Annotated in this window: 18 protein-coding genes; 14 read left to right on the forward strand and 4 right to left on the reverse strand. The window is 71.0% G+C overall.

What is annotated here, in order from left to right:
• Genes WC326_06600 through ggt form a run of 3 tightly spaced genes read right to left on the reverse strand, consistent with a single transcriptional unit; the run spans window position 1 to window position 4,120 of the window.
• Window positions 1-1,317, reverse strand: a complete 1,317-nt coding sequence (locus WC326_06600; protein MFA7330728.1) for a TRAP transporter large permease subunit — start codon at window positions 1,315-1,317, stop codon at window positions 1-3.
• Entirely contained in the window at window positions 1,314-2,327 is a 1,014-nt protein-coding gene (gene pgsW / locus WC326_06605; GenBank protein MFA7330729.1) for a poly-gamma-glutamate system protein, read from the reverse strand. The genes WC326_06600 and pgsW overlap by 4 nt, the downstream gene beginning before the upstream one ends.
• 23 nt (window positions 2,328-2,350) lie before the next feature.
• The gene (ggt, locus tag WC326_06610; GenBank protein ID MFA7330730.1) at window positions 2,351-4,120 is read right to left on the reverse strand and encodes a gamma-glutamyltransferase; all 1,770 of its coding nucleotides are present in this window, start codon (window positions 4,118-4,120) and stop codon (window positions 2,351-2,353) included.
• 141 nt (window positions 4,121-4,261) lie between these two features.
• On the opposite strand from ggt, the gene WC326_06615 reads away from it, so the two are divergent.
• The 8 genes from WC326_06615 to WC326_06650 all read left to right on the forward strand — a co-directional run bounded on the left by WC326_06615 (window position 4,262) and on the right by WC326_06650 (window position 12,982).
• Complete coding sequence (locus WC326_06615) at window positions 4,262-4,903, forward strand: hypothetical protein (protein ID MFA7330731.1); 642 nt, start codon at window positions 4,262-4,264, stop codon at window positions 4,901-4,903.
• A 145-nt stretch (window positions 4,904-5,048) separates the two neighbouring features.
• Window positions 5,049-7,217: an excinuclease ABC subunit UvrB gene (uvrB, locus tag WC326_06620; GenBank protein ID MFA7330732.1), complete on the forward strand. Its 2,169-nt coding sequence runs from the start codon at window positions 5,049-5,051 to the stop codon at window positions 7,215-7,217.
• Between the two features lie 30 nt (window positions 7,218-7,247).
• A complete protein-coding gene (locus WC326_06625) occupies window positions 7,248-7,931 on the forward strand; it encodes a hypothetical protein (GenBank protein ID MFA7330733.1) in 684 nt (227 codons plus the stop codon).
• Window positions 7,932-7,933: 2 nt separating this feature from the next.
• Window positions 7,934-9,196, forward strand: a complete 1,263-nt coding sequence (gene purD, locus WC326_06630; GenBank protein MFA7330734.1) for a phosphoribosylamine--glycine ligase — start codon at window positions 7,934-7,936, stop codon at window positions 9,194-9,196.
• Window positions 9,193-10,119, forward strand: a complete 927-nt coding sequence (locus WC326_06635; protein ID MFA7330735.1) for an NAD-dependent epimerase/dehydratase family protein — start codon at window positions 9,193-9,195, stop codon at window positions 10,117-10,119. The genes purD and WC326_06635 overlap by 4 nt, the downstream gene beginning before the upstream one ends.
• A 225-nt stretch (window positions 10,120-10,344) precedes the next feature.
• Entirely contained in the window at window positions 10,345-11,436 is a 1,092-nt protein-coding gene (locus tag WC326_06640) for a sigma-54 dependent transcriptional regulator (GenBank protein MFA7330736.1), read from the forward strand.
• A complete protein-coding gene (locus WC326_06645; protein MFA7330737.1) occupies window positions 11,433-11,942 on the forward strand; it encodes an LptE family protein in 510 nt (169 codons plus the stop codon). Before WC326_06640 ends, WC326_06645 begins: the two co-directional genes overlap by 4 nt.
• Window positions 11,942-12,982 carry a hypothetical protein gene (locus WC326_06650; GenBank protein ID MFA7330738.1) on the forward strand — a complete coding sequence of 347 codons (1,041 nt, stop codon included), beginning with the start codon at window positions 11,942-11,944 and terminating at the stop codon, window positions 12,980-12,982. The genes WC326_06645 and WC326_06650 overlap by 1 nt, the downstream gene beginning before the upstream one ends.
• A 270-nt stretch (window positions 12,983-13,252) precedes the next feature.
• Here WC326_06650 and WC326_06655 read toward each other — a convergent pair whose 3' ends face one another.
• Window positions 13,253-15,094, reverse strand: a complete 1,842-nt coding sequence (locus tag WC326_06655; protein MFA7330739.1) for a long-chain fatty acid--CoA ligase — start codon at window positions 15,092-15,094, stop codon at window positions 13,253-13,255.
• Window positions 15,095-15,278: 184 nt separating this feature from the next.
• Here WC326_06655 and typA point away from each other — a divergent pair, with 184 nt between their 5' ends.
• The 6 genes from typA (at window position 15,279) to WC326_06685 (ending at window position 22,672) form a co-directional block, all read left to right on the forward strand.
• The gene (gene typA, locus WC326_06660) at window positions 15,279-17,096 is read left to right on the forward strand and encodes a translational GTPase TypA (protein ID MFA7330740.1); all 1,818 of its coding nucleotides are present in this window, start codon (window positions 15,279-15,281) and stop codon (window positions 17,094-17,096) included.
• Window position 17,097: 1 nt separating this feature from the next.
• On the forward strand, window positions 17,098-17,895 hold the full coding sequence (locus WC326_06665; protein ID MFA7330741.1) for a glycosyltransferase family 2 protein: 798 nt from the start codon (window positions 17,098-17,100) through the stop codon (window positions 17,893-17,895).
• Complete coding sequence (locus tag WC326_06670) at window positions 17,888-18,949, forward strand: glycosyltransferase family 4 protein (protein ID MFA7330742.1); 1,062 nt, start codon at window positions 17,888-17,890, stop codon at window positions 18,947-18,949. Before WC326_06665 ends, WC326_06670 begins: the two co-directional genes overlap by 8 nt.
• Window positions 18,946-19,323, forward strand: coding sequence for a VOC family protein (locus WC326_06675; protein ID MFA7330743.1), 378 nt, complete (start codon window positions 18,946-18,948; stop codon window positions 19,321-19,323). The genes WC326_06670 and WC326_06675 overlap by 4 nt, the downstream gene beginning before the upstream one ends.
• A gap of 158 nt (window positions 19,324-19,481) precedes the next feature.
• Entirely contained in the window at window positions 19,482-20,990 is a 1,509-nt protein-coding gene (gltX, locus tag WC326_06680; GenBank protein ID MFA7330744.1) for a glutamate--tRNA ligase, read from the forward strand.
• Window positions 20,990-22,672: a glutamine--tRNA ligase/YqeY domain fusion protein gene (locus WC326_06685; GenBank protein ID MFA7330745.1), complete on the forward strand. Its 1,683-nt coding sequence runs from the start codon at window positions 20,990-20,992 to the stop codon at window positions 22,670-22,672. Before gltX ends, WC326_06685 begins: the two co-directional genes overlap by 1 nt.
• Window positions 22,673-22,818: the final 146 nt, after the last annotated feature.

Consider the following 22,818-nt stretch of genomic DNA (forward strand, 5'->3'; position numbering starts at 1 on the left):
TCAGCTCCCCTGCAGCAGTTGGACCAGCCAGGGGCTGGCGGCCATCACGGCCAGGGCCCAGAGCGCGCAGAGCAGGGCCGGGGCCAGGCAGCGCCGCAGCACGCGGAAATAGTCGGGTTCGCCCGTGACCTGGGCGGAGAAATTGCAGGCCAGCGAGGCCGGGGGCATCAGGTCGCCCAGCGCGGCCAACAGCGAGAGCCCGGCGCAGACCCAGATCTCCGGCCGCCCCAGCAGGGCCAGCAGGAAGGGCACGCCCAGCACGCTGGCGCTGCCCAGGGCCGAGACGGCCCCGAAGGCCGGCAGCGAGACGGCGATGCCCAGCCAGGCGGCCCAGGCCGGCAATTGCAGCACCGTCAGGACCAGCTCGCCGCGCTGGCCGGTCAGGGTCAGGATCTGGATGAAGCAGCCCACGCCCACCAGGATGCCCATCACGGGCAGGGCCTGACGCAGGGCGGCCCAGGCCGCGGCCCCCACCCGCACGCGATCGCCGGTCACCAGCCCCAGCAGCGAGCCGGCCAGCAGCACGACGGGCATGCCCGGTGAGGCCCACCAGGCCGGGAAGAGGCGCGGTCCGCCCATCAGCAGGGCGATGAGCAGCAGGGGCAGCAGCAGGCGCGGTCCGTGGCGGTCCAGCGGGCCGCGCTCCACGGCCTCCAGGGCGGCGGCGGGATCCCCGCTCCGCAGGGGCTTCCAGGCCAGCCAGAGAGAGCAGACCACCAAGAGGGGCAGCGCGAGTACCAGCAGGGGCAGCATGAAACCCAGGTAGGGCATGTCCACCCCGGCGCAGATGATCATGGCGGGCAGGTTGACCGGCGGCGCCACCACGCCGAGGATCGAGGCCACGGCCACGAAGGCCCCGGCCCGGCGGCGGTCCAGGCCCATCCGCAAGAGCGGCGGCGCGGCGATGGCCCCGGTGGTGAGCACGGAGGCCGTGCTGAGGCCCGTCAGCATGCCGGGGAAGGCCACGAACAGGCCCAGGGCCGTGGCCAGCAGGGCGGGCCGGCGCCCCAGTCCCTTGAGGATCCACCAGGTCAGGGCGGAGAGCAGGCCGTTCTCCTCGATCACTTTCATGAAGAAAAAGGCCGTCACCATGATCAGGATCGGATCGATGTAGACGAAGCCGCCCTCCACCAGGTGCCGCCAGATGGAGGAGCCCGGGATGGGCAGGCCGCCCTGCTCCACCGTCGTGAGCGGCACGCCCTGCAGCAGTCCGCCCGCCAGCGCGGCGGCGGCCAGGGCCAGCCCCAGCGGCCAGCGCAGACGCGCGAAGAGCAGGATGAAGAGCAGGACCATCAGCCCCAGCGGCCAGAGGTTCATCGCCGCTCTCCCCGGCGCGTGGTGGCGGGCGCGGGCCGGCAGCCCCGGGCCACCTCGGGGGGCGTCTGCGCGCTCTGGGGCGGGCTGGGCAAGCCCCAGCGGCGGGCCAGCCGGACGATGTCGATGAAGTGCAGCACGGGCAGCCCCTCTTCGTGGAAGAGCTGGAGCACGCCTTTGGTGCCGACCTCGCCCTCGCTGCCCGATTCACCCGGGTCGCCCGGGCCGTCCGCGTCGCCCAGCAGGCCGCCGGGCACGGTGCGGCCGTAGTCGTTGCCGCCCATCACGGGATGCCCGCCGCCCACGTTGATCAACAGGGCCAGGTGCTCGCGCGGGCCCAGGGCCTCCCGGCGCAGCTCCACGGCCTGGGGCAGGTTGCTGGGGTGCAGGCTGGCGGGCGTGGCGCGCAGCACGGCCTCGGCGGCGCGCTGGGTCTCCAGGGGCAGGCCGTTCAAGCGGTCGCCGCTGCCGCCGGGAGTGACGACGCACGATCCCTGGCGCAGCAGGCCGCGCTGGCGCAGCCAGCCTTCCACGAGGGGCCAGTTGAAGGTGGAGTCGTTGGCGCCGTAGGTGGAGGCACCGAGGCTGGCCACGCTGCGGTAGGGGATTCCGCCCGCCTCCAGGGTCAGCAGGACGGCCAGGTTCAGGCCGGGAAAGGAGCCGGTCATGGTGACGGCGACGGTGTCCCGGGGACCGATGCGCAGGCTGTCCAGCAGGCAGGCCACCACGCGGCACCAGCCGCTCTGGGCGGCGGTCTGCTTGGCCTCCTTCTGGCCCAGCGAGGTAGTGAAGATGCCGTCCGCGCCGCCGATCAGGCCGCTCAGGGCCGGATCGAGTCCGGCGTCCCAACAGCCCGCGGCCCGGCGCCGGGCCAGCACCCAGCCGCTGGCCTCGAGCCAGGAGCGCTCGGCGCGCCGGAGCTGGGCCTCGCTGATGGCCGCCTGGGCCGTGGTCGGACCGAGCGCCACGAGCAGTAGCAGACCTGCCAGCAGGCTCGCCGTCTTGCCGGGCATCCAGCGGCTCCCCCGGGCGGACATCAGGGCCGCACCAGCACGGCCTGACCGTCCCGGCGCGGATCCGCCGCGCCCTCCAGCCCGCTCCGGCCCTGGGCGTCCGCCACCCGGGCGATGCCGTGGGCGCCGCCGAAGAAGGCGTCCATGGGACCCATCGGATAGAGCCGGTAGCCGATGCGCTCCAGGGCGGGGCCGGTCTCCGGCGCGAAGCGCGGTTCCCAGACCAGCGTGGTGCCCGCCGGATACCAGCGCGGAGCCTCGATGGCCGCCTGGAGGGGCTGGCCCAGTTGCAGGTGGTTGACCAGGATCTCGCTCATGCTGGACGGGATGCGCAGGCCGCCCGGCGTGCCCAGGCAGAGCACGGGGGCCCCGTCCTTCAACACGATGAGCGGCGCCATGCTGCTGCGCGGCCGCTTGCCCGGCTCCGGCGCGTTGGGGCTGTCCGGCTCCCAGCTGAAGTCGTCGATCTGGTTGTTGAGCAGGATGCCGTCCGCGGCCACGCCGGCGCCGAAGAAGTAGTTGAGGCTCTGGGTGAGGCTGACCAGGCGGCCCTCCGCGTCCCAGACCGAGATGTGCGTGGTGTTGCCCTTGTCCCGGGGCGACTGGCCGGGACGCGCGACGGGTTCTTCGCTCCAGAGCGCGCGGGAGCCCAGCGCGGGCCAGACGGCGTGGATGCCGTCGGGGTGGATCTGGGCCAGGACCTCCCGGGCCAGCGCGGGGCTGAGCAGGCTGTCCAGCGGGGTATCGTGGAAGGCGGGATCGGCGCTGCGGGCGGCCCGGTCACGCAGGGCCTTGCGCAGGGCCTCGCTCAGCACGTGCAGGCGGGTGGGCTCGTCCAGGGCCGCCAGATCCAGCGGCTCGAGGATCTCCAGGGTCTGCATCACGGCCAGGGCGCCCGTGGCCGGCGGCGGCGGCCCCACCAGCCGGTAGCCGCGCCAGTCGCTGGAGATGGTGCCGCGCAGGATGGCCTGGTAACCCGTCAGCTCGTCGGATTCCAGCCAGCCGCCAGCCTCTTTCACGGCCCGGCTGAGGGCCTCGGCGTGGCGGGCGGGAAAGGCCGAGAAGCCCTCGCGGGCGATTTCCTCCAGCACCCGGGCCAGGCCGGGGTTGGCCAGCGTGTCGCCCTCCATGGGCGGCAGGCCGTCCTTGAGGTAGAGTCCGGCGAAGGTGGAGTCCGTCAGGAAGAGCCCGGCGCGCTCGGCCACCAGTGCGGCCAGCGAGCGGCTCACCGGGTAGCCGTGGGCCAGGCGCAGGGCCGGTTCCACCAAGCGCGCCAGGGGCAGACGGCCGTGGCGTTCGTGGAGCAGGGCCAGGCCGGCGGCGGTTCCGGGCACGGCCACGGCCGTCCCGCCGTGGGAGCGCGCCGCATGGAGGGAGTCGGCCGGATCGAAGAAGGCCGCGGCCTGCAGGCCCCGGGGCGCCTGCTCGCGGAAGTCGAGGGTCTCGGCGGTGCCGTCCGGGGCGAGCACCAGCGCGAAGCCGCCGCCGCCCAGTCCGCTGGCCTGGGGCTCCACCACGGCCAGCACCAGGGCCGCCGCCACGGTGGCGTCCGCCGCCGTGCCGCCTTCGCGCAGCACGGCCGCTCCGGCCTCCGCGGCCAGGGGATGGGCCGCCACCACCGCCGCCTGGGCGGGCGCCGGCCCGGACACAGGGTGCGGCCCTTCGCCGCGGACGGCCGGAGAGAGCAGCAGGAGTGCGGGCAGCAGCGCCCAGCCGCGGGACCACCCCGCCACGAGGGCGGACAGACGAATCAGGCGCTGGCGGACGGGCCGGAGGCGGAGGGTGCCGGACATGGAGTCCCCTTGGCTGAGGATGAAAGCGCCCGCGGAGCGATCCCTGCTTCGCGGGCGACGGCTGAGGATAACAAAGCCGGGCCAGCGGGGAAGCGCCCCGGACGGGCAGCCGGTTGGTACATTGGGGCGAAAGGAGACTCCATGCGTCTTTCCCCCATCCGCCGGCTGACGCTGCTTCTAGCGCTGGCCGCCCTGTCGGCCTCCGCGCTGGCCGCCCCGCTCACGCCCACGCCCCAGGAAGCCCGGGACGTCCGCCGGGTGCCCGGCCGCGAGGAGCGGCCGCGGCTGCAGTTCCCCGCCGCCGAGGCCTGGAGTCTGGTGGAGACCCAGGCCGACCCGGGCGTGGAAACCCGCAGTTTCGTGCCCGCCCGGCCGCTGGGCGAACCGCCCGTGGACCTGGCCACGGTGACCGTCCTGCACGACCTCTGGAACGCCGACCTGGCCCGCACCCAGCACCTGTTCGGCCGCCAGCTCTCCACGGACTGCCCGGGCGTGCGCGCCACGCTGCTGCGCCAGGACACGACCGACGTGCGCCGGCGCCTGGTGCTCTGGACCTGCCCGGACGCCGATCCGCCCTTCAGTTCGCTGCAACTGCTGCTCCAGGGGCGCGACGACCTGTTCAGCGTGGAGCTGTTCAGCCGGAGCGGCCTGCTCTCCGACGGCCTGCAGGTGCGCTGGAGCGACTGGCTCTGGAACGCCGGGCTCTGCCTGCACAAGGGGCAGGGGGAACCCTGTCCACCCGACAACTGGGATCGCCTGTCACGCCAGCCGGAGACGCCCTGACAAAGCTGACAGAGCTGGCAGGAGCCGGGTCGGTCCGCTTGGTGGGCCGGGGGGATTCTGTTATCTTGGGCGTGAGACAGAAGTGGTTGACGGACGGCCCGATCCAGCCTGATCAGCAGGCGCGGGCACGGGTCGGGAAGGGCGGATGAGCGGCGGCTTCACCCTGATCAGCGAGTTCGAGCCCTGCGGCGATCAGGGGGATGCGATCCGGCAACTGGCGGAAGGCTTCGCCGGTCCGCCGGGAGCGCGGGCCCGGTCCCAGGTGCTGCTGGGCGTGACCGGCTCGGGCAAGACCTACACGGTGGCCCAGCTGGTGGCCCGCCTGAACCGGCCCACCCTGGTGCTCTCGCACAACAAGACCCTGGCCGCCCAGCTCTACGGCGAACTCAAGGGCTTCTTCCCCCAGAACGCCGTGGAATTCTTCATCAGCTACTACGACTACTACCAGCCCGAGGCCTATCTCCCGAGCAGCGACACCTACATCGAGAAGGACTCGGCCATCAACGCCGAGATTGACCGCCTGCGCCTCAAGGCCACCAGCTCGCTGCTGGAGCGGCGCGACGTCCTGATCGTGGCCAGCGTGTCCGCCATCTACGGCCTGGGCAACCCGGAGGAGTACCGCAAGGGACTTGTGCTGGTGCGCCAGGGCGAGCAGCTGGACCGGCGCGAGCTGCTGCGCCGGCTGGTGGACGTCCACTACACGCGCGCCGGGGCCGCCCTGGAGCGCGGCACCTTCCGCGTGAACGGCGACGTGCTGGAGATCCAGCCCGCTTACGAGGAGACCGCCCTGCGGCTGGACACCTTCGGCGACGAGCTGCAGCGCATCCAGATCATCGATCCGCTGACCGGCAAGGTGCTGGGGGAGAAGCCCGCGGCGGCCATCTACCCGGCCAAGCACTTCGTCACCGACCGGCCCTCGCTGGAGCGGGCCGTGGAGCGGATCGAACTGGAGCTGGAGGAGCGATTGGCGGAGCTGGAGGCCAAAGGCAAGGTCCTGGAGGCCCACCGCCTGCGGCAGCGCACGCGTTTCGACCTGGAGATGATGCTCGAGATCGGCTACTGCTCGGGAATCGAGAACTACAGCCGCCACCTGGACGGCCGGGAGCCCGGCTCGCGGCCCGCCTGCCTGCTGGACTACTTTCCCGACGACCTGCTGGTGGTGGTGGACGAAAGCCACGTCACCCTGCCCCAGCTGCGGGCCATGTACCGCGGCGACCGGGTGCGCAAGGAGACCCTGGTGGACTACGGCTTCCGCCTGCCCTGCGCCCTGGACAACCGGCCGCTGACCTTCGACGAGTTCGAGTCGCTGGCGCCGGACCTGCTCTACGTGAGCGCCACGCCCGGCGACTACGAGCTGGCCCGGACGGGCGGCGTCTACGTCGAGCAGCTGATCCGCCCCACGGGCCTGCTGGACCCCGCCATCGACGTGCGGCCCAGCGAGGGCCAGATCGAGGACCTGGCCGAGGAGATCGGCCGCTGCACGGAGGCTGGCGACCGCGTGCTGGTGACCACGCTCACCAAGCGCATGGCCGAGGACCTGGCCACCTTCCTGGGCCGGCGCGGCATCCGCGTCCGCTACCTGCACTCGGACATCGAGAGCCTGAAGCGCGTGGAACTGGTGCGCGACCTGCGGCTGGGCGTCTTTGACGTGCTGGTGGGCGTGAACCTGCTGCGCGAGGGCCTGGACCTGCCCGAGGTGGCTCTGGTGGTGGTGCTGGACGCCGACAAGGAAGGCTTCCTGCGCAGCGCGCGCAGCCTGTTCCAGATCGTCGGGCGGGCGGCGCGCCACGAACAGGGCCGGGTGATTTTCTACGCCGACCGGGTCAGCGCGGCCATGGAGCAGGTGCTGGCCGAGACCGTGCGGCGCCGGGCGCTCCAGGCGGACTGGAACACGCGCCACGGCGTGACGCCGCACAGCGTGCGCAAGAGCGAGGATGAGATCCGCGCCACCACCACGGTGCTGGACGAGGCCCGCAAGATCGAGGACTACACCAAGGGCAAGGGCGCGGCGCGCCGGGTGGCCGAAGACGGCGCCCTCTACGCCGGCGTGGAGGAGAGCTGCGATCCCGAGCTGCTGCGCACCCTGATGGAGGAGGCCGCAGCCCGGCTGGATTTCGAGCGGGCCGCGCGCCTGCGCGATCGCCTGCGCGCCCTGGACGGCGGGGAGGCGGACCCGGATCCGGCGCCCGACCCCCTGCGCCAGACCGGTCGACAGGCCGAGAGTCGCCTGCAGGCCAAACGCCGGGGCAAGGACGACGCGTCCCGGGCGATGAAGAAACTGCAGGCTCGGCGCAGCCCCACTCGCCAAAGCTGAAGAAGCGACTGTAACGGGAGGAAGATCCAGATGATGCTGACCGCGACGGATGCCGCCCAGAAGGGCTGGTGGACCTGGGCGCTCAAGCACGGCAAGCCGGAACACCCTGACGTGGCCGAGATGAAGAAGCTGCTGGCGGTCTGGGAGAAACAGGCGGGACCGGAGCTGGAGGCGCGCGCGCTCAAGGACAAGCCGTCCGCCGTGCAGAAGGACCTGGAGCCCTACAAGGAGCTGAAGGATCACTGGCAGGTCTGCCTGATCGAGCTGATCCTTTCCGAGCGCAAGGGCATGTACGAGGCCGCCCGCGAGGCCTTCTTCCGCCCCTTCAAGGTGGACGACTCCACCCGCACGCGGCGCGACTGGCGCACCATGAAGCACACCACCGTGCTCTACCTGCAATTGCTGCTCAAGCGCACGGCCACCAACGAGGCCAAGCGGATCCTCGACTTCATGGACCGCCGCTACAGCCTGGAGCCGCACGTGCTGGCCTTCGAGCGCGGGATGATCCACGCCGCCCTGGAGGAGAACCGCGAAGCCTACCTGTGCCTGGCGCGCGCCCTGCAGAAGAACCGCAAGGCCAAGGCCTGGCTGGACGAGGGAGTGGAGATCCTGGCGGGCAAGGACCTCTATCCCCAACTGCGCCTGCACGAGGACTGGGAGAGCTTCCTGGCCTCGCCGGCCAAGTACCTCAAGAAGCAGGGCTGGGAGCTCTAGCCATGCGGGTCCTGTTGCTGGGCGGGGGCGGCCGCGAGGCCGCGCTGGCCTGGTCCCTCGCGCGCAGCCCGCTCTGCCGGCAGCTGTTCGTGGCCCCGGGCAACCCCGGCCTGACGGACGGAGACTGCCGACCCGGGCTGGATCCGCTGGACGGCCTGGCTGTGGCGGAGTTCTGCCGGGCCGAGGCGGTGGATCTGGTCTTCGTGGGGCCCGAGCAGCCGCTGGTGGCCGGCTTGGTGGACGAGCTGGCGGCGCGGGGCATCCCGGCCTTCGGGCCTTCCCGGCTGGCCGCCGAGCTCGAGGGTTCCAAGGCCTGGGCCAAGGCCTTCATGGAGAGGCACGCCATTCCCACCGCGGCCCATCGCACTTTTTCCCGGCTGGACGAGGCGCTGGACTTCCTGGCCGCGGCCCCCTGGCCCGTGGTGCTCAAGGCCAGCGGCCTGGCCGCCGGCAAGGGCGTGGTCCTGCCAGCGAGCGCGCCCGAGGCCCGGGCGGCGCTGGAGTCCATGCTCGACGGCAGCGCCTTCGGGGCGGCCGGAGCCACCGTGGTGATCGAGGAGCGGATGAACGGGCCGGAGCTGAGCGTGTTCGCGCTCTGCGACGGCGCGCGCGGCTGGATCCTGGGCAGCGCGCGGGACCACAAGCGGGTGGGCGAGGGCGACACGGGGCCCAACACGGGCGGCATGGGCGCGCTGGCTCCCAGTCCACTGGCGACGCCCGCCCTGCTCAAGCAGGTGCGGCGCGAGATCCTCGAGCCCGTGCTGGCCGGGATGGCCGCCGAGGGCCGGCCCTATCGCGGCATTCTCTATCTGGGCCTGATGCTGACGTCGGCGGGTCCGCGGGTGATCGAATTCAACTGCCGGCTGGGGGATCCCGAGACCCAGGCCCTGCTGCCCCTGTTGGAGCTGGACCTGCTGGAGTGGGCCGAGCGCATCGCGCGCGGTGGGCACTTGCCCGCGGCGGCGGATCCGCCGCTCAAGCCCGGCTGCGCCGTCTGCGTGGTGCTGGCGGCGGCGGGCTATCCGGGTCCCGTGCGCGGCGGCGAGCGGCTGGAGGGCCTGGACGGCCTGACGGAACCCGGCCTGCTGGCCTTTCCCGCCGGCGTGGCCCGGGATGCGGCGGGCCGGCTCTGCAGCGCGGGCGGCCGCGTGCTGGGGCTGACGGCCCTGGGAGCGACGGCGGCGGAGGCGCGGGCCCGGGCCCTGGCGGCCGCGGAGCGCGTGGCCTTCAAGGGCGTGCACTATCGAAAGGACATTGGCGCATGAAAGTTCTTGTGACGGGCGGGGCCGGCTTCATCGGCTCCACCACAGTGGACCTCCTGGTCAAAGACGGCCACCGCGTGGTGGTGCTGGACGACTTCAGCACGGGCCGCGAGGAGAACCTCAATCCCGAGGCGGAGGTGCTGCGCCTGAGCATCGCCGACGAGACCATCCCCCAGCTTTTCGCCGAGTGGCGCTTCGACGCGGTCATGCACTGCGCGGCGCAGATCGACGTGCGCAAAAGCGTGGAAAACCCGGTCTTCGACGCGGGCGTGAACATCCTGGGGACGCTGAACCTGCTCGAGGCCTGCCGGCGGACGGGCGTGAAGCGCTTCGTGTTCAGCTCCACCGGGGGCGCGATCTACGGCGACACCGAGCAGCGGCCCACGCCGGTGGGCGCGGACTGCCAGCCCATCAGCCCTTACGGGATCACCAAGTTCTCCGTGGAGAAATACCTCTACTACTACCGCGAGATCCAGGGTCTCTCCACCTTCGCCGTGCGCTACGGCAACGTCTACGGACCGCGCCAGAACCCCCACGGCGAGGCCGGCGTGGTGGCGATCTTCGCCCGGCGCCTGCTGGAGAACCTGCCCCTGCAGATCAACGGCGACGGCACCCAGTCCCGCGACTACGTGTACGTAGAGGACGTGGCCCGGGCCAATTGCCTGGCCCTGGCCGCCGACTGCGGCGGCGCGGCCAACGTGGGCACGGGCGTGGAGACGGACGTCAACCGCCTCTACGAACTGCTGGCCGGCGCGCTGGGCAGCACGCGGCCCGCCCCCCACGGCCCGGCCCTGGCCGGCGAGCAGCGCACCAGCTGCCTGGCCTGGGAGGCCACGCGCGAGCTGCTGGGCTGGGAGCCGCGGGTCCCCTTCGAGGAGGGGATCGTGCGCACGGCGGAGTGGTTCCGCTCGCGCTTCGGCTCCTGACGCGGGCTGGATTGCCGCGTAGATGCACGGTTCACCACGAAGGACACGAAGAGAGGATGAAGGGCGGGAAGCGCGGGATCTGAGTGGGTTGGACCCGTTGAACCCGCCCTGCGGCAGGCACATCGCAGTTCATCCTCATCCGTTCTGGTCTTCGTGATCTTCGTTTCTCTTCCCGTGCTTCGTGGTGAGTCCTGGTCTTTGGATTGAGTCCTGGGAGTCCCGAGGATGCTAGAGGGCCTGGAAAGCGTGGGCATGGCGGGCAGCGGCCCGGCCATGCAGCAGGTGGCGGCGCTGATCCGGCAGGTGGCGCCCACGGATCTCTCCGTCCTGATCATGGGCGAGTCCGGCACGGGCAAGGAGCTGGTGGCCCGGGCCATCCACGAGAACAGCCGCCGGGCCGCCGGGCCGCTGATCACGGTCAACTGCGGCGCCATCCCCGAAGGCATCTTCGAATCCGAGATCTTCGGCCACGAGCGCGGCTCCTTTACCGGGGCCGAGCGCCAGCGCAAAGGCATGTTCGAACTGGCCGACGGCGGCACCATCTTCCTGGACGAGATCGGTGAGATGCCGCTCTTCACCCAGGTCAAGATCCTGCGCGTGCTGGAGACCGGCGAGTTCATGCGCGTGGGCGGCCAGGCCTCCGTCAAGGTCAACGTGCGCGTGGTGGCCGCCACCAACCGCGACCTGGCCCAGGAATCCGCCCGGGGACGCTTCCGCCAGGACCTGTTCTTCCGGCTCAAGGCCGTGGCCGTGCAACTGCCGCCGCTGCGCGAGCGCCGGGAGGACATCCCCGAACTGGCGCGACACTTCGTGGCCCGCTTCTGCGAGGCCAACCGCCTGCGCCGGGCCGAGTTCGAGCCCGAGGCGCTGGACCTGCTCTCCGCCCACTACTGGCAGGGCAACGTGCGCGAGCTGAAAAACCTGGTGGAATCCCTGGTGATCCTGGCTGGCGGCGGTCCGGTCAGCGCCGGCCTGCTGCGCGAGCGGCTGCTGGAGGAGGGCACCTCGCGCCACCTGCCGGCCCTGCGGCCGCCGGAGGAGGACCGGCCCCAGCTGAGCCTGGAGATGCTCCAGCAGATGTTCTTCTTCCTGCAGCGCGAACTGGCCGAGATCAAGGGCCTGGTGCGCGAGCAGATCGAGGCGCAGCGCCAGGTGGGCGAACAGATCAATCTGGCGGCCTTGAGTGTCGATGAGTTGGAGCGCGACCACATCCGGGAAGTGCTGGCCGACCACGGCGGCAACCGGGCCCGGGCGGCGCGCAGCCTGGGCATCAGCGAGCGCACGCTCTACCGCAAGATCCGGAGGCACCAGCTGTGAGACAGGGCCCGCGCCGGCGTTTCCAAGCGTTTGTCCCGCTCCTGCTGGGCGGTCTGCTGCTCCTGGCGGGCTGCTCCTACTCCTTCAAGGGTTCGCTGCCGCCCCACCTGAAGACCGTCTCCATCCCGCCCATCGTCAACCAGACGGCGGAGTTCGGCGTGGCCGAGGAACTCACCGACCTGGTGCTGGCGCGCTTCCTCCGCGACGGCCTGCTCAAGGTCTCCGACGAAGCCGCGGCGGACAGCCGCCTGAGCCTGATCTTCACCCAGATCAGCGAGGCGCCCTTCGCCTACGGCAGCGACGAGCGCACCACCCAGGTCCGGCTGACCATCAATCTGAAGGCCGAGTTCTGGGACAAGGTGGAGGAGAAGGCCCTCTGGACCCGCACCTTCTCCGAGTGGGGGACCTTCGATCCCAACGGCACGCCCACCCGCAGCGACGCCATCGCCGAGGCGGCGGGCCGGCTGGTGGAGGCCATCAACCAGCAACTGGTGGCGGACTGGTGATGGAGCGCCGCCGCCAGCTGGATGCCCAGATGCGCCAGCTGAAACGCGAACTGCCCGCCCGGCCCTGGCTCTTCGCCCGGCTGGCCGGCCTGCTGCTGGCGGGAGGCCGGCGCCGGGAGGCCCTGGCCCTGCTGCGCAAGGGCACGCGCGAGCACGAGGACTACCTGAGCGGCTGGCTCGTGCTGGCCGAGGCCCTGGACCAGGAGGGCGAGGAGCGCGAGGCGGCGGGGATCCGCGAGCGCATCTGCCGGCAGGTGCCGGGAATCCACGCCGCCTGGCTGCAGCGTCTTCAGGCCGCCCGTCCGGATCCCGAGCGCCACTTGGAGCTGCTGCGGCGCGTCTGGGATCTGGACCAGTTCAGCCCCCAGCGCAACCAGGAGATGGAGCAGGCCGGCCTGCGCCGTCCCTCCGAGTACGAGCAGGCCCTGCGGCCCACGGCGGCGGAGGCCGCCCGCCGGGAGGAGCAGTTCCGCCGGCTGCTGGAGCAGCACGTCAAGCCCGCCGGGGACGGATCCGCCGAGGTACCCGCGCCCGACCTGCTGGAGCCTGCGCCACAGGCGCCTGTTCCATCAGAGCCCGAACCGGTGGAGTCCGCTCCGCCGGAGTCCGGTTTGCCTGAGCCTGAGCGGCCGGAGGAAATTGTCGACGCGATCCTGGAGGAGGAAGACGAGGCCGATGGGTCCGAGCCGGGCGAGCTCCCGCCGCCCCGGGCGGGGCGTGAACAGGAGCTGCTGGAACAGGCCGAGCGGCTGGAGGGCCTCACCCGGCCCCTGCACCTGCCCCACGGCCTGCCCGAGGACGCCAACCGGCGCGTGACCGGCCGGGCCAAGGATCTGTTCGACGCCCGCAGCATGATGACCCGCCGCCTGGCGCGCATCTACCTGGAACAAGGCTATCCGGGATTGGCCGCCCGCGTGCTGGAGGAGCTGGCCCGCCGCGAGCCCGCCGCCCTGGACCTGCCGGAGCTGCTGGAGACCGTCCGCGCCGAGGAGCGGCGCCTGGCCGAGTCCCCCGCGCCCCGCGCCCGCCGCAAGACCTGATCCCGGAAGATTCACCACAGAGACACAGAGGCACAGATGGTAGATGGGTCTCGGCCTGGGTCGGGTGTGACACATCCCGGAGTCTGCGTGAGCACGAAGACCCTAAGGCTCGAAGACTCAGAAGCTCGTGGGTAGCGGAAAGTCAACACAGAGTCACAGAGACACAGAGACTCAGCGACATCGAAATCAAAAAACGGGAGGTTAAGGCCTCCCGCTTGCGTAATTCCAACAAGTAGAACTCTGTGTCTCTGTGTCTCTGTGGTGAGATTTTCAGCTCTTCTGGCGCTGGGAACCGACGGTGCAGCTCTCCACCGCGTCGTCCAGGGCCTGATACATGGAGTCGATAAGCTCGCGGTAGCGGGTCTGGATCACCTGGCGGCGCAGTTTCAGGGTGGGCGTGATCTCGCCCGCCGCCTCGCTGAACAGCTCGGGCAGCAGGGCGAAGCGCTTGACCATCTCGTGGCGGCTGAGTTCGCGGGTCTGCTCCTCGATGCGCCGGCGCAGCAGGTCCAGCACCTCCGGCAGCTTGAGCAGGTGCTCGCGCGTCTCCCAGCGCAGGCCGTGCTCCCGGGCGAAGGCCTCCAGCCGCTCGAAGACCGGCACCACCAGGGCCGTGACGCACTTGCGCCCGTCGCCCACGGCGGCGGCCTGCTCGATGTAGGCGTCCCGGGCCAGCAGGCCCTCGATGCGCTGGGGGGCGATGTTCTTGCCCTGGCTGGTGATGATCAGGTCCTTGATCCGGTCGGTGATGCTCAGGTAGCCGTCCGGGTCCAGGCCGCCCACGTCCCCGGTGCGGAACCACCCCTCGTCGAAGGCCAGGGCCGTGGCCCCGGGCCGGTTCCAATAGCCGTGGCAGACGTTGCGGCCGCGCACCAGGATCTCGCCGCTGGCCGGGTCCAGGCGGATCTCGCAGCCCGGCACCGGCCGGCCCACGCTGCCCGGGCGCATCTCGCCCGGCCGGTTGCAGGTGACGATGGGGCTGGTCTCCGTCAGGCCGTAGCCTTGGGAGATGGGCAGGCCCGCGGCCAGGAAGAAGCCCTCGACCTCGGAATCCAGCGCCGCGCCGCCGGAGACCAGCAGCTTCTTCGGCCCGCCCACGGCGTCCCGCAGTTTGCCCAGCACCAGCCGGTCGGCCAGTCGGCGGCGCCAGGCCAGGCCCAGCGGCAGGGGCCGGCCCGTCAACTCCAGCCGTCCGGCCGCCAGTCCCACCCGCATGGACCACTGGAACAGGGCGCACTTGTGGCGCGGGGCGTGGGCGGCCTTGTCCAGGACGGCTTGGCGGATCTTCTCATAGAGCCGGGGCACGCTGCAGAGCGTGGTGGGCCGGACCTCCTTGAGCAGTTCGGCCACCTGGAGCGGATCCTCCACGTAGACGTTCTCCGCGCCGCGGGAGAGGATGTAGCCGCTCCAGGCGCGCTCGAAGACGTGGCTGAGCGGCAGGAAGCAGAGCGAGCGGTCGGTCTCATCGATGGAATAGAAGTGGTTCACCGTCTCGAACTGATGGATCAGGTTGTCGTGGCTAAGCATCACGCCCTTGGGTTCGCCCGAGGTGCCCGAGGTGTAGATCAGCGTGCAGAGGTCATCCGGACCCAGGTCCGCCAGCCCGGCCTCCACGGCGGCCAGGGCCGCGGCCAGTTCGCCGGGGTCCCGGGGAGCCGTCAGCAGCTCGGCCAGCGCCGTCTCCCCCGGGCCCGCGGGGCCGGTGTCCAGCCGCACGCGCCGCAGTCCGGCCAACTCGCCCGGCAGGCTGCGGGCCAGTTCCACCTGCCGGGCGCCGCCCACCAGCAGGCAGACCACGCCCGCGTCCCGGAGGATCTCCGCCGCCGGGGCCGACCCGCTGGAGGCATAGAGCGGCACGGGCAGGGCGCGCAGGCGCGTCAGCGCCAGGTCGCAGAGGGTCCACTCGGGGCAGTTGGGGCTCCACAGCCCCACCCGGTCGCCGGCGCGCAGGCCCAGTTGCCAGAAGCGCGCGGCCAGCACTCGCACGCTCTCCGCCACCTGGGCGTAGGTCCAGGTCCGCCACTGGCCGTCGCGTTTGACGCGCAGCGCGGGGCGATCCGGAAAACACGTGCAGCTGTGGGCCAGCACCTCGACCAGGGTGGCAGGGGCCATGGGGTCTCTCAACGGCTTGTTTTTCATTGATTCAAGGTAGGGTTGAAGCTGCGCCAAGGAAAGTCCGGGGCCGCGGGGACTCCGGCGGTGCGTTTTCCTACCTTGTGGACGGCTGCGAGTGCAGTCTCACGTCATTGTCCGCCCGGCAGGTCCGCCTCCGGGCGCTTTTCTGGAAGGAAGTTCCATGTCGCTGCGCAACGTGGCCATCATCGCCCACGTCGACCACGGGAAAACCACTCTCGTGGACGAGATCCTCAAGCACTGCCACGTCTTCCGTGAGAACCAGCACGTGCGCGAACGGGTGATGGACTCCAACGACCTGGAGCGGGAGCGGGGCATCACGATCACGTCCAAAAACCTCTCCGTGGAATGGCAGGACGTGCGCATCAACCTGATCGACACGCCGGGCCACTCGGACTTCGGCGGCGAGGTGGAACGCGTGCTCAAGATGGCCGACGGCGTGCTGCTGCTGGTGGACGCCTTCGAAGGCCCCATGCCCCAGACCCGCTTCGTGCTCCAGAAGGCCCTGCAGCTGCACCTCAAGCCCGTGGTGGTCATCAACAAGATGGACCGCGACAACGCCCGGCCGCTGGAGGTGGTGGACGAGGTCTTCGAACTCTTCATGGACCTGGGCGCCAACGACAAGCAGCTCGAGTTCCCCGTGGTCTTCGCCTCGGGCCGGGCCGGCTGGGCCGTGCGGCATCTGGGAGATCCCCAGGAGAATCTGGATCCCCTGCTGGACTGCATCCGCGCCGAGATCCCGGCCCCGGAGATCGTCGAGGGCCCGCTGCAGCTGCTGATCACGGCCCTGGACTACAGCGACTACGTGGGGCGCATCGGCATCGGCCGGCTGTTCCGCGGCAGTCTCAAAGCCGGCGAGACCGTGGCCATGGTCAAGCGCGACGGCAGCCAGGTCACGCGGACGGTCAAGCAATTGCTGGTCTTCGACAACCTGGGCCGCCGGGAGAAGGACCTGGTGGGCTGCGGCGAGATCTGCGCGCTCATCGGCCTGGAGGGCGTGGACATCGGCGATACGATCTGCGACCTGCAGAACCCCGAGCCCCTGCCGATCATCGCCATGGACGAGCCCACCCTCTCCATGACCTTCATGGTGAACACCAGTCCGTTCTACGGCCAGGAGGGCCGGCTGGTCACCAGCCGCCAGGTGCGCGAGCGCCTGCGCAAGGAATGCGAGCGCGACATGGCCCTGCGCGTGGAGGACACGGCCTCGGCCGACGCTTTCAAGGTCAGCGGGCGCGGGATCCTGCACCTCTCCATCCTGATGGAGAACATGCGCCGGGAAGGCTACGAGTTCATGGTGGGCCAGCCCAAGGTGATCTACAAGGAGATCGGCGGCAAGAAGGCCGAGCCCGTCGAGGTCCTCACCATCGACGTGGCCAACCCCTTCGTGGGCGTGGTGATCGAGACCGTGGCCCAGCGCCGCGGCGAAATGCTGAAGATGGACCCGGGGGAGTCGCGCACCAAGCTCGAGTTCCACATGCCCAGCCGCGGCCTGATCGGCTTCCGCAGCCGCATGCTGCGCGCCACGGGCGGCGAGATCGTCCTCTACCACCGCTTCCTGCAGTACGAGTTCTTCAAGGGCAGCATCCCCGGCCGCCAGTCGGGCAGCATCGTCAGCATGGGCGAGGGCGAGGCTGTGGCTTACTCGCTGGACGCCTTGCAGGATCGCGGCCGCTTTTTCATCGCCCCAGGCGACCGGATCTACACGGGCCAGGTGGTGGGCGAGCACTGCCGCGAGGACGACATCGTCGTGAACGTGCAAAAGGGCAAGAAGCTCACCAACATGCGCGCCTCGGGCACGGACCGCAACATGCGCATCGCGCCGCCCATCATCTTCAGCTTGGAAGAGAACCTGGAGTTCCTGGCCTCTGACGAGTTCCTGGAAGTGACGCCGGAGAGCCTGCGGATCCGCAAGTCCCTGTTGGACGAGAATGAGCGCCGCAAGGCCCTGCGCCAGAGCTTGAAGGCCAGCGAGGCCTGAGATGACCCAGCCGGGCCGCCCCGCCCAGCGTCCCCCCATAAGCGGGATCGTCATCGCCCGCGACGAGGAGGAGCGCCTGGCCGCCTGCCTGGCCAGCCTGCGCCCGCTCTGCGCCGAACTGCTGGTGGTGCTGGACGCGCGTCACACGCCGGCGACCCGGAGCGTGGCCGAGGCGGCGGGGGCGCGCGTGCTGGTGCACGAGTTCGCCTCCCACGTGCGGCAGAAGAACGTGGCCGTGGACGCCGCGACCCATGACTGGCTGCTCGCGCTGGACGCCGACGAGGCGCTGGCGGAGGGGCTGGAGGCCGAATTGGCCGACTTCGACTGGGATCCCGGCCGGGCGGGCCGCTTCCGGCGCCGCAACTGGCACCTGGGTGGCTGGGTGGACTGGACGGGCTGGCGCAAGGACGGCGCCACGCGCCTGTTCCACCGCGGCCGGGCGCGCTTCGAGGGCTCCTGGGTGCACGACCGGGTGGCTGGCGCGGGCCTCGTGGTCCAGCCGCTGCGCACGCGCCTGCTGCACTGGCCCTACCGCGACCTGGCCCACCACGTGGAGAAGGTCAATCGCTACACGAGCCAGCTCGCCGCCGAGCAGCGCGACCTGGGCCGCCGGCCCTCGCTGCTCAAGCTGGTGCTGGATCCCCCCTGGAAATTCCTGCGCATGTGGCTGCTGGAAGGCGGCCTGTTGCTGGGTCGGCGCGGCTTCGTGCTCTGCGTCGTGGCGGCTTTCTATGTCTTCCTCAAACAGGCCAAGCTCTGGGAGGCCTGGCGGGAGGCCGGCGGGCGGCCCCGTGGCTGAGCCGCGCATCCTCCACGTCAACGACCAGTTCCGCTGGGGAGGCGGCGAAGCCCAGACCTGGCTGCTGATCCGCGAGCTGGAGCGGCTGGGCATCGAGAACCACGCGCTGGTCTGCTCGGGCGGAGCACTGGCCACGCGGCTGGCCGGGATCCTGCCCGCCGGGCGCCTGCACCGGCTGGCGCGACCGCTCTGGGCCCTGCTGCCCCTGGTGCTCAGCACCCAGGGCCTGCGCTCCTGCACCGTCCTCCACGCCCACACCGGCCGGGCCACCCAGGCCTTCCAGGCGCTGCCGGCGGCGGCCGTGGCCAAGGTCGCCCACCGGCGCATTCCCGACGCCCCGTCCGCCGGCGGCCGGCAACGGTTGGCCCGGGCGGACGCCGTGCTCTGCGTCTCGGAGGAGATCCGCCGCCGCCTGGCCGCCAGCGGCCTGGGGGTCGGCGGCCGCCCCCGGCTGGAGACCGTGCACAGCAGCGCCGAGGTCTTGAGCCTGCCGGCAGAGCGGCTCAGCCTGCCGGGGCGGCCCGTCTTGGGCTACCTGGGCTGGTTCCGCCGCCACAAGGGCCTGGATCTGTTGCTGGACGCGCTGCCCGCCGTGCGCGTGTCTCACCCGGATTTGCACCTGCATCTGGTGGGGTCGGGCGACGAGGAGCCGGCGCTGCGCGAGCAGGTCCGGCGGCTGGGACTGGAGAGCTGCGTGAGTTTCCATCCTTTCCAGGACCAGCCCGGCCCCTGGCTGGCGGCCCTGGATCTGTTCATCCTGCCCTCCCGGGAGGAGGGTCTGGGCAGCGTGGCCCTGCAGGCCCAGGCCCTGGGCGTGCCCGTGCTGGGCACGCGCTGCGGCGGCCTGCCCGAGGGCGTGGCCCACGACAAAACGGGCTGGCTGGTGGAGGCGGAGAGCGCGCCCGCGCTGGGCGCCGGACTGTGTCACGCGCTGGCGGATCCCGCCCGGTTGCGGGCCTGGGGCGCCGCGGGTCCGGCCTGGGTGGAGGCGGGTTTCAGCCCGGCGGCCATGGCCCGCCGGACGCTGGAGATCTACCGGGGGCTGGTCGCGTGAGCGCCGCGCTGGTGATCTTCTACGTGCCCGACCAGGAGGCGGCGCGCCGCTTCTACGGCGCCCTGCTGGAGCGGGAGCCCGACCTGCACGTGCCGGGCATGAGCGAGTTCGCGCTGCCCGGCGGCCTGACGCTGGGCCTGATGCCCGAGGCGGGGATCCGCCGCCTGCTCCCCGCGCTGGCCAAGCTGGCGCCCGCGCCCGCCGGCCCGGCCCGTGCCGAACTCTACCTGCGGGTGGAGGACCCGGCGGCCTGGCTGGAGCGCGCCCTGGGCCTGGGCGCCCGCCTGCTGGATCCCCTGCGGCCGCGGGACTGGGGCGAGCGGGCCGGCTACGTGCTGGACCCCTGGGGCCACGTGCTGGCGTTCGCCTGCTGAAGCCCCCCCGCGCCCCGTTCCGGCTTTCCCGGCCAGTGCCCAAGCCCTACCTTGCCCCTGCCGGATTTGTGTGAGGCCCGGGCCGGAACGCCGGCCGCACGCCGCCGGCCGACCAGGCCCGCCGGGCCTTTTTCAACACCAGCAGGAGAGCCCGCCCGATGAGGCCCGGTCCCGTCGTCACCCGCATCGCCCCCTCGCCCACCGGAGACCCCCACATCGGGACGGTCTTCATGGCCCTGTTCAACCTGGCCTTCGCCCGCCGCCATGGCGGGAGATTCATCTTGCGCATCGAGGACACGGACCAGGGCCGTTCCACGCGCGAGAGCGAGGAGGCGATCTTCGCCGCCCTGCGCTGGGCCGGGATTCCGTGGGACGAGGGTCCGGACAAGGGCGGGCCCAACGGCCCTTACCGGCAGAGCGAGCGCCTGCCCATCTATGAGGAACACGTGGCGCGGTTGGTGGAGGCGGGCAAGGCCTATCCCTGCTTCTGCGACGCGGCGCGGCTGAAGGCCCTGCGCGAGGAGCAGCTGGCCCGCAAGCAGGATCCGCGCTACGACGGCCACTGTCAGCACCTGGATCGTAGGGACACGATGCATCGTGTCCTGACGGGCGAAGCGCACGTAATCCGCCTGGCCGTGCCCGACGAGGGCGAGTGCGTGGTGCCCGACCGCCTGCGTGGCGAGATCCGCATCGCCTGGAGCACGGTGGACCACCAGATTCTGCGCAAGACCGACGGCTTCCCCACCTACCACCTGGCCAACGTGGTGGACGACCGCCTGATGGGCGTCACCCACGTGATCCGCGGCGAGGAGTGGATCTCCAGCCTGCCCAAGCACGTCCTGCTCTACGAGGGCTTCGGCTGGGAGCTGCCGGAGTTCATCCACATGCCGCTCTTGCGCAACCCGGACAAGAGCAAGCTCAGCAAGCGCAAGAATCCCACCAGCGTCACCTGGTACCGCGAGGCCGGCTATCTGCCCGAGGCCGTGCTCAACTACCTGGGCATGATGGGCTACACGCTGCCCGACGGCCGGGAGATGTTCACGCTGGACGAGTTCATCGAATCCTTCGAGATCGACCGCGTGGTGCTGGGCGGCCCGGTCTTCGACCTGGCCAAGCTCAACTGGCTCAACGGGCGTTACCTGCGCGAGCGTCTGACCCCGGCGCAGATCCTCGAGCGCCTGCACGGCTGGCGCCTGAACGACGAGCTGCTGCTCAAGGCCCTGCCGTTGACTCAGAAGCGCCTGACCACGCTGGCGGATTTCGTCCCCATGACGGCCTTCCTGCTGCGCGGGGCGCTGGACTACGACAGCGCCGAGCTGGTCGGCGCCGACGGCGCGCGCACGGCGCGCTGGCTGCGCATCGCGCTTTGGCAGATGGAGCAGCTCCGCCCCTTCACGGCCGCCAGCGTCCGCGCGCTCTTCGAGGACATGGTGGAACGCGAAGGGGCGAACCTGCGCGAGCTGCTGGCGCCCTTCTTCCTGGCTGTCACCGGGGCCAAGGTCAGCCTGCCGCTCTTCGATAGCTGCGAGCTGCTGGGCGCGGACTTGACGCGCCGCCGGCTGCAGGAAGGCCTGGAGCGGCTGGCCGCCGCCGGGCACGAACTCAAAGGCAAGACCCTCAAGGCGCTGGAGGAGGACTACCGGCGCCGCTACGTGGAGACCCGCTGATGGAACCGACCCCGCTGACTTCCGGCCGCGACTTCATCCGGCAGATCATCGACGCCGACCTGGCCTCGGGCAAGCACGTGAACGTCGTCACGCGCTTTCCGCCCGAACCCAACGGCTACCTGCACATCGGCCACGCCAAGGCCATCTGCCTGAACTTCGGCCTGGCCGCCGAGTACGGGCTTAAGGTCCCGGCGCGCTGCCACCTGCGCTTCGACGACACCAACCCGGAGAAAGAGGAGCAGGAGTACATCGACGCCATCGAGGCCGACGTGCGCTGGCTGGGCTTCGACTGGGGCGCACACCTCTACCACGCCTCGGACTACTTCCAGCAGCTCTACGACTTCTCGGAGGAGCTGATCGGCAAGGGCCTGGCCTACGTGGACGACCAGAGCGCCGAGGAGATCCGGGCCACGCGCGGCTCGCTGACCGAGCCCGGCGTCGACAGCCCCTGGCGCGGGCGCTCCGTCGAGGAGAACCTCGACCTGTTCCGCCGCATGCGCGCGGGCGAGTTCGCCGACGGCAGCCGCGTGCTGCGCGCGCGGATCGACATGGCCAGCCCCAACCTCAACCTGCGCGACCCGGCCCTCTGGCGGATCCGCCGGGCCCCGCACCCGCGCACGGGCGAGGCCTGGCTGATCTACCCCATGTACGACTACACGCACCCGCTCAGCGACGCGCTGGAGTCCATCACGCACTCCATCTGCACGCTGGAGTTCGAAAACCACCGCCCGCTCTACGACTGGGCCGTGGACAACGTCAGCGTGGACTGCAAGCCGCGCCAGATCGAGTTCGCGCGGCTCAACCTGACCTACACGGTGATGAGCAAGCGCAAGCTGCTCTTCCTGGTGAAGGAGGGCCACGTGGACGGCTGGGACGATCCGCGCATGCCCACCCTTTCAGGTTTGCGCCGCCGGGGCTACACGCCCGGGGCCATCCGCGACTTCTGCGAGCGCATCGGCGTGGCCAAGCGCGACAGCGTGGTGGACGTGCAACTGTTGGAGCACTGCCTGCGCGAGGACCTGAACCGCAACGCCCCGCGCCGGATGGCCGTGCTGGATCCGCTGCCCGTCACCATCGAGAACTGGGAGGCGGGCCGGGTGGACTGGCTGGAGGCCGTCAACAACCCCGAGGACGAATCCGCCGGCACGCGCCAGGTGCCGTTCTCCGGTGAGCTGTTCATCGAGCGCGAGGACTTCGTGGAGGATCCGCCCAAGAAGTGGTTCCGCCTCTCGCCGGGGGCCGAGGTGCGCCTGCGCTGGGGCTACCTGTTCACCTGCACCGAGGTGATCAAGGATTCCGCCGGCCGCGTGGAGCGCCTGATCGGACGGATCGACCCGGCGAGCCGGGGCGGCAACGCACCCGACGGTCGCAAGGTCAAGGGAACCATCCACTGGGTGAGCGCGGCCCACGCCGTGGAGGCCGAGGTGCGGCTCTACGAGCACCTGTTCGCCGTGGAGAAGCCCGGCGCGGAGCGGGACTTCCTGCTGGACATCAACCCGAGTTCGCTGCGCAGCGTGACCTGCTGCAAGCTCGAACCCGCGCTGGCGGAGGCTGTTCCGGACGTGCCCGTGCAGTTCGAGCGCCTGGGCTACTTCGTGCGCGACAGCCGCGCAACCGGTCTGGTGTTCAACCGCACGGTCACCCTGCGCGACACCTGGGCCAAGGAAGCGCAGAAGTCCTGATCCCCGGCCTCCTGGCTCCGGGCTCTCACCACAGAGACACGGAGGCACAGTCGGATCGGATGAAGGTGGCGGAATCGACGCGTTGGTTCAGACGAAGCGATTTGTCGGTCCCACTTGTCTGCTGCGTCTCTGTGTCCCTGTGGTGA

Source organism: Candidatus Delongbacteria bacterium (assembly GCA_041675285.1).
GTDB lineage: Bacteria > CAIWAD01 > CAIWAD01 > CAIWAD01 > CAIWAD01 > CAIWAD01.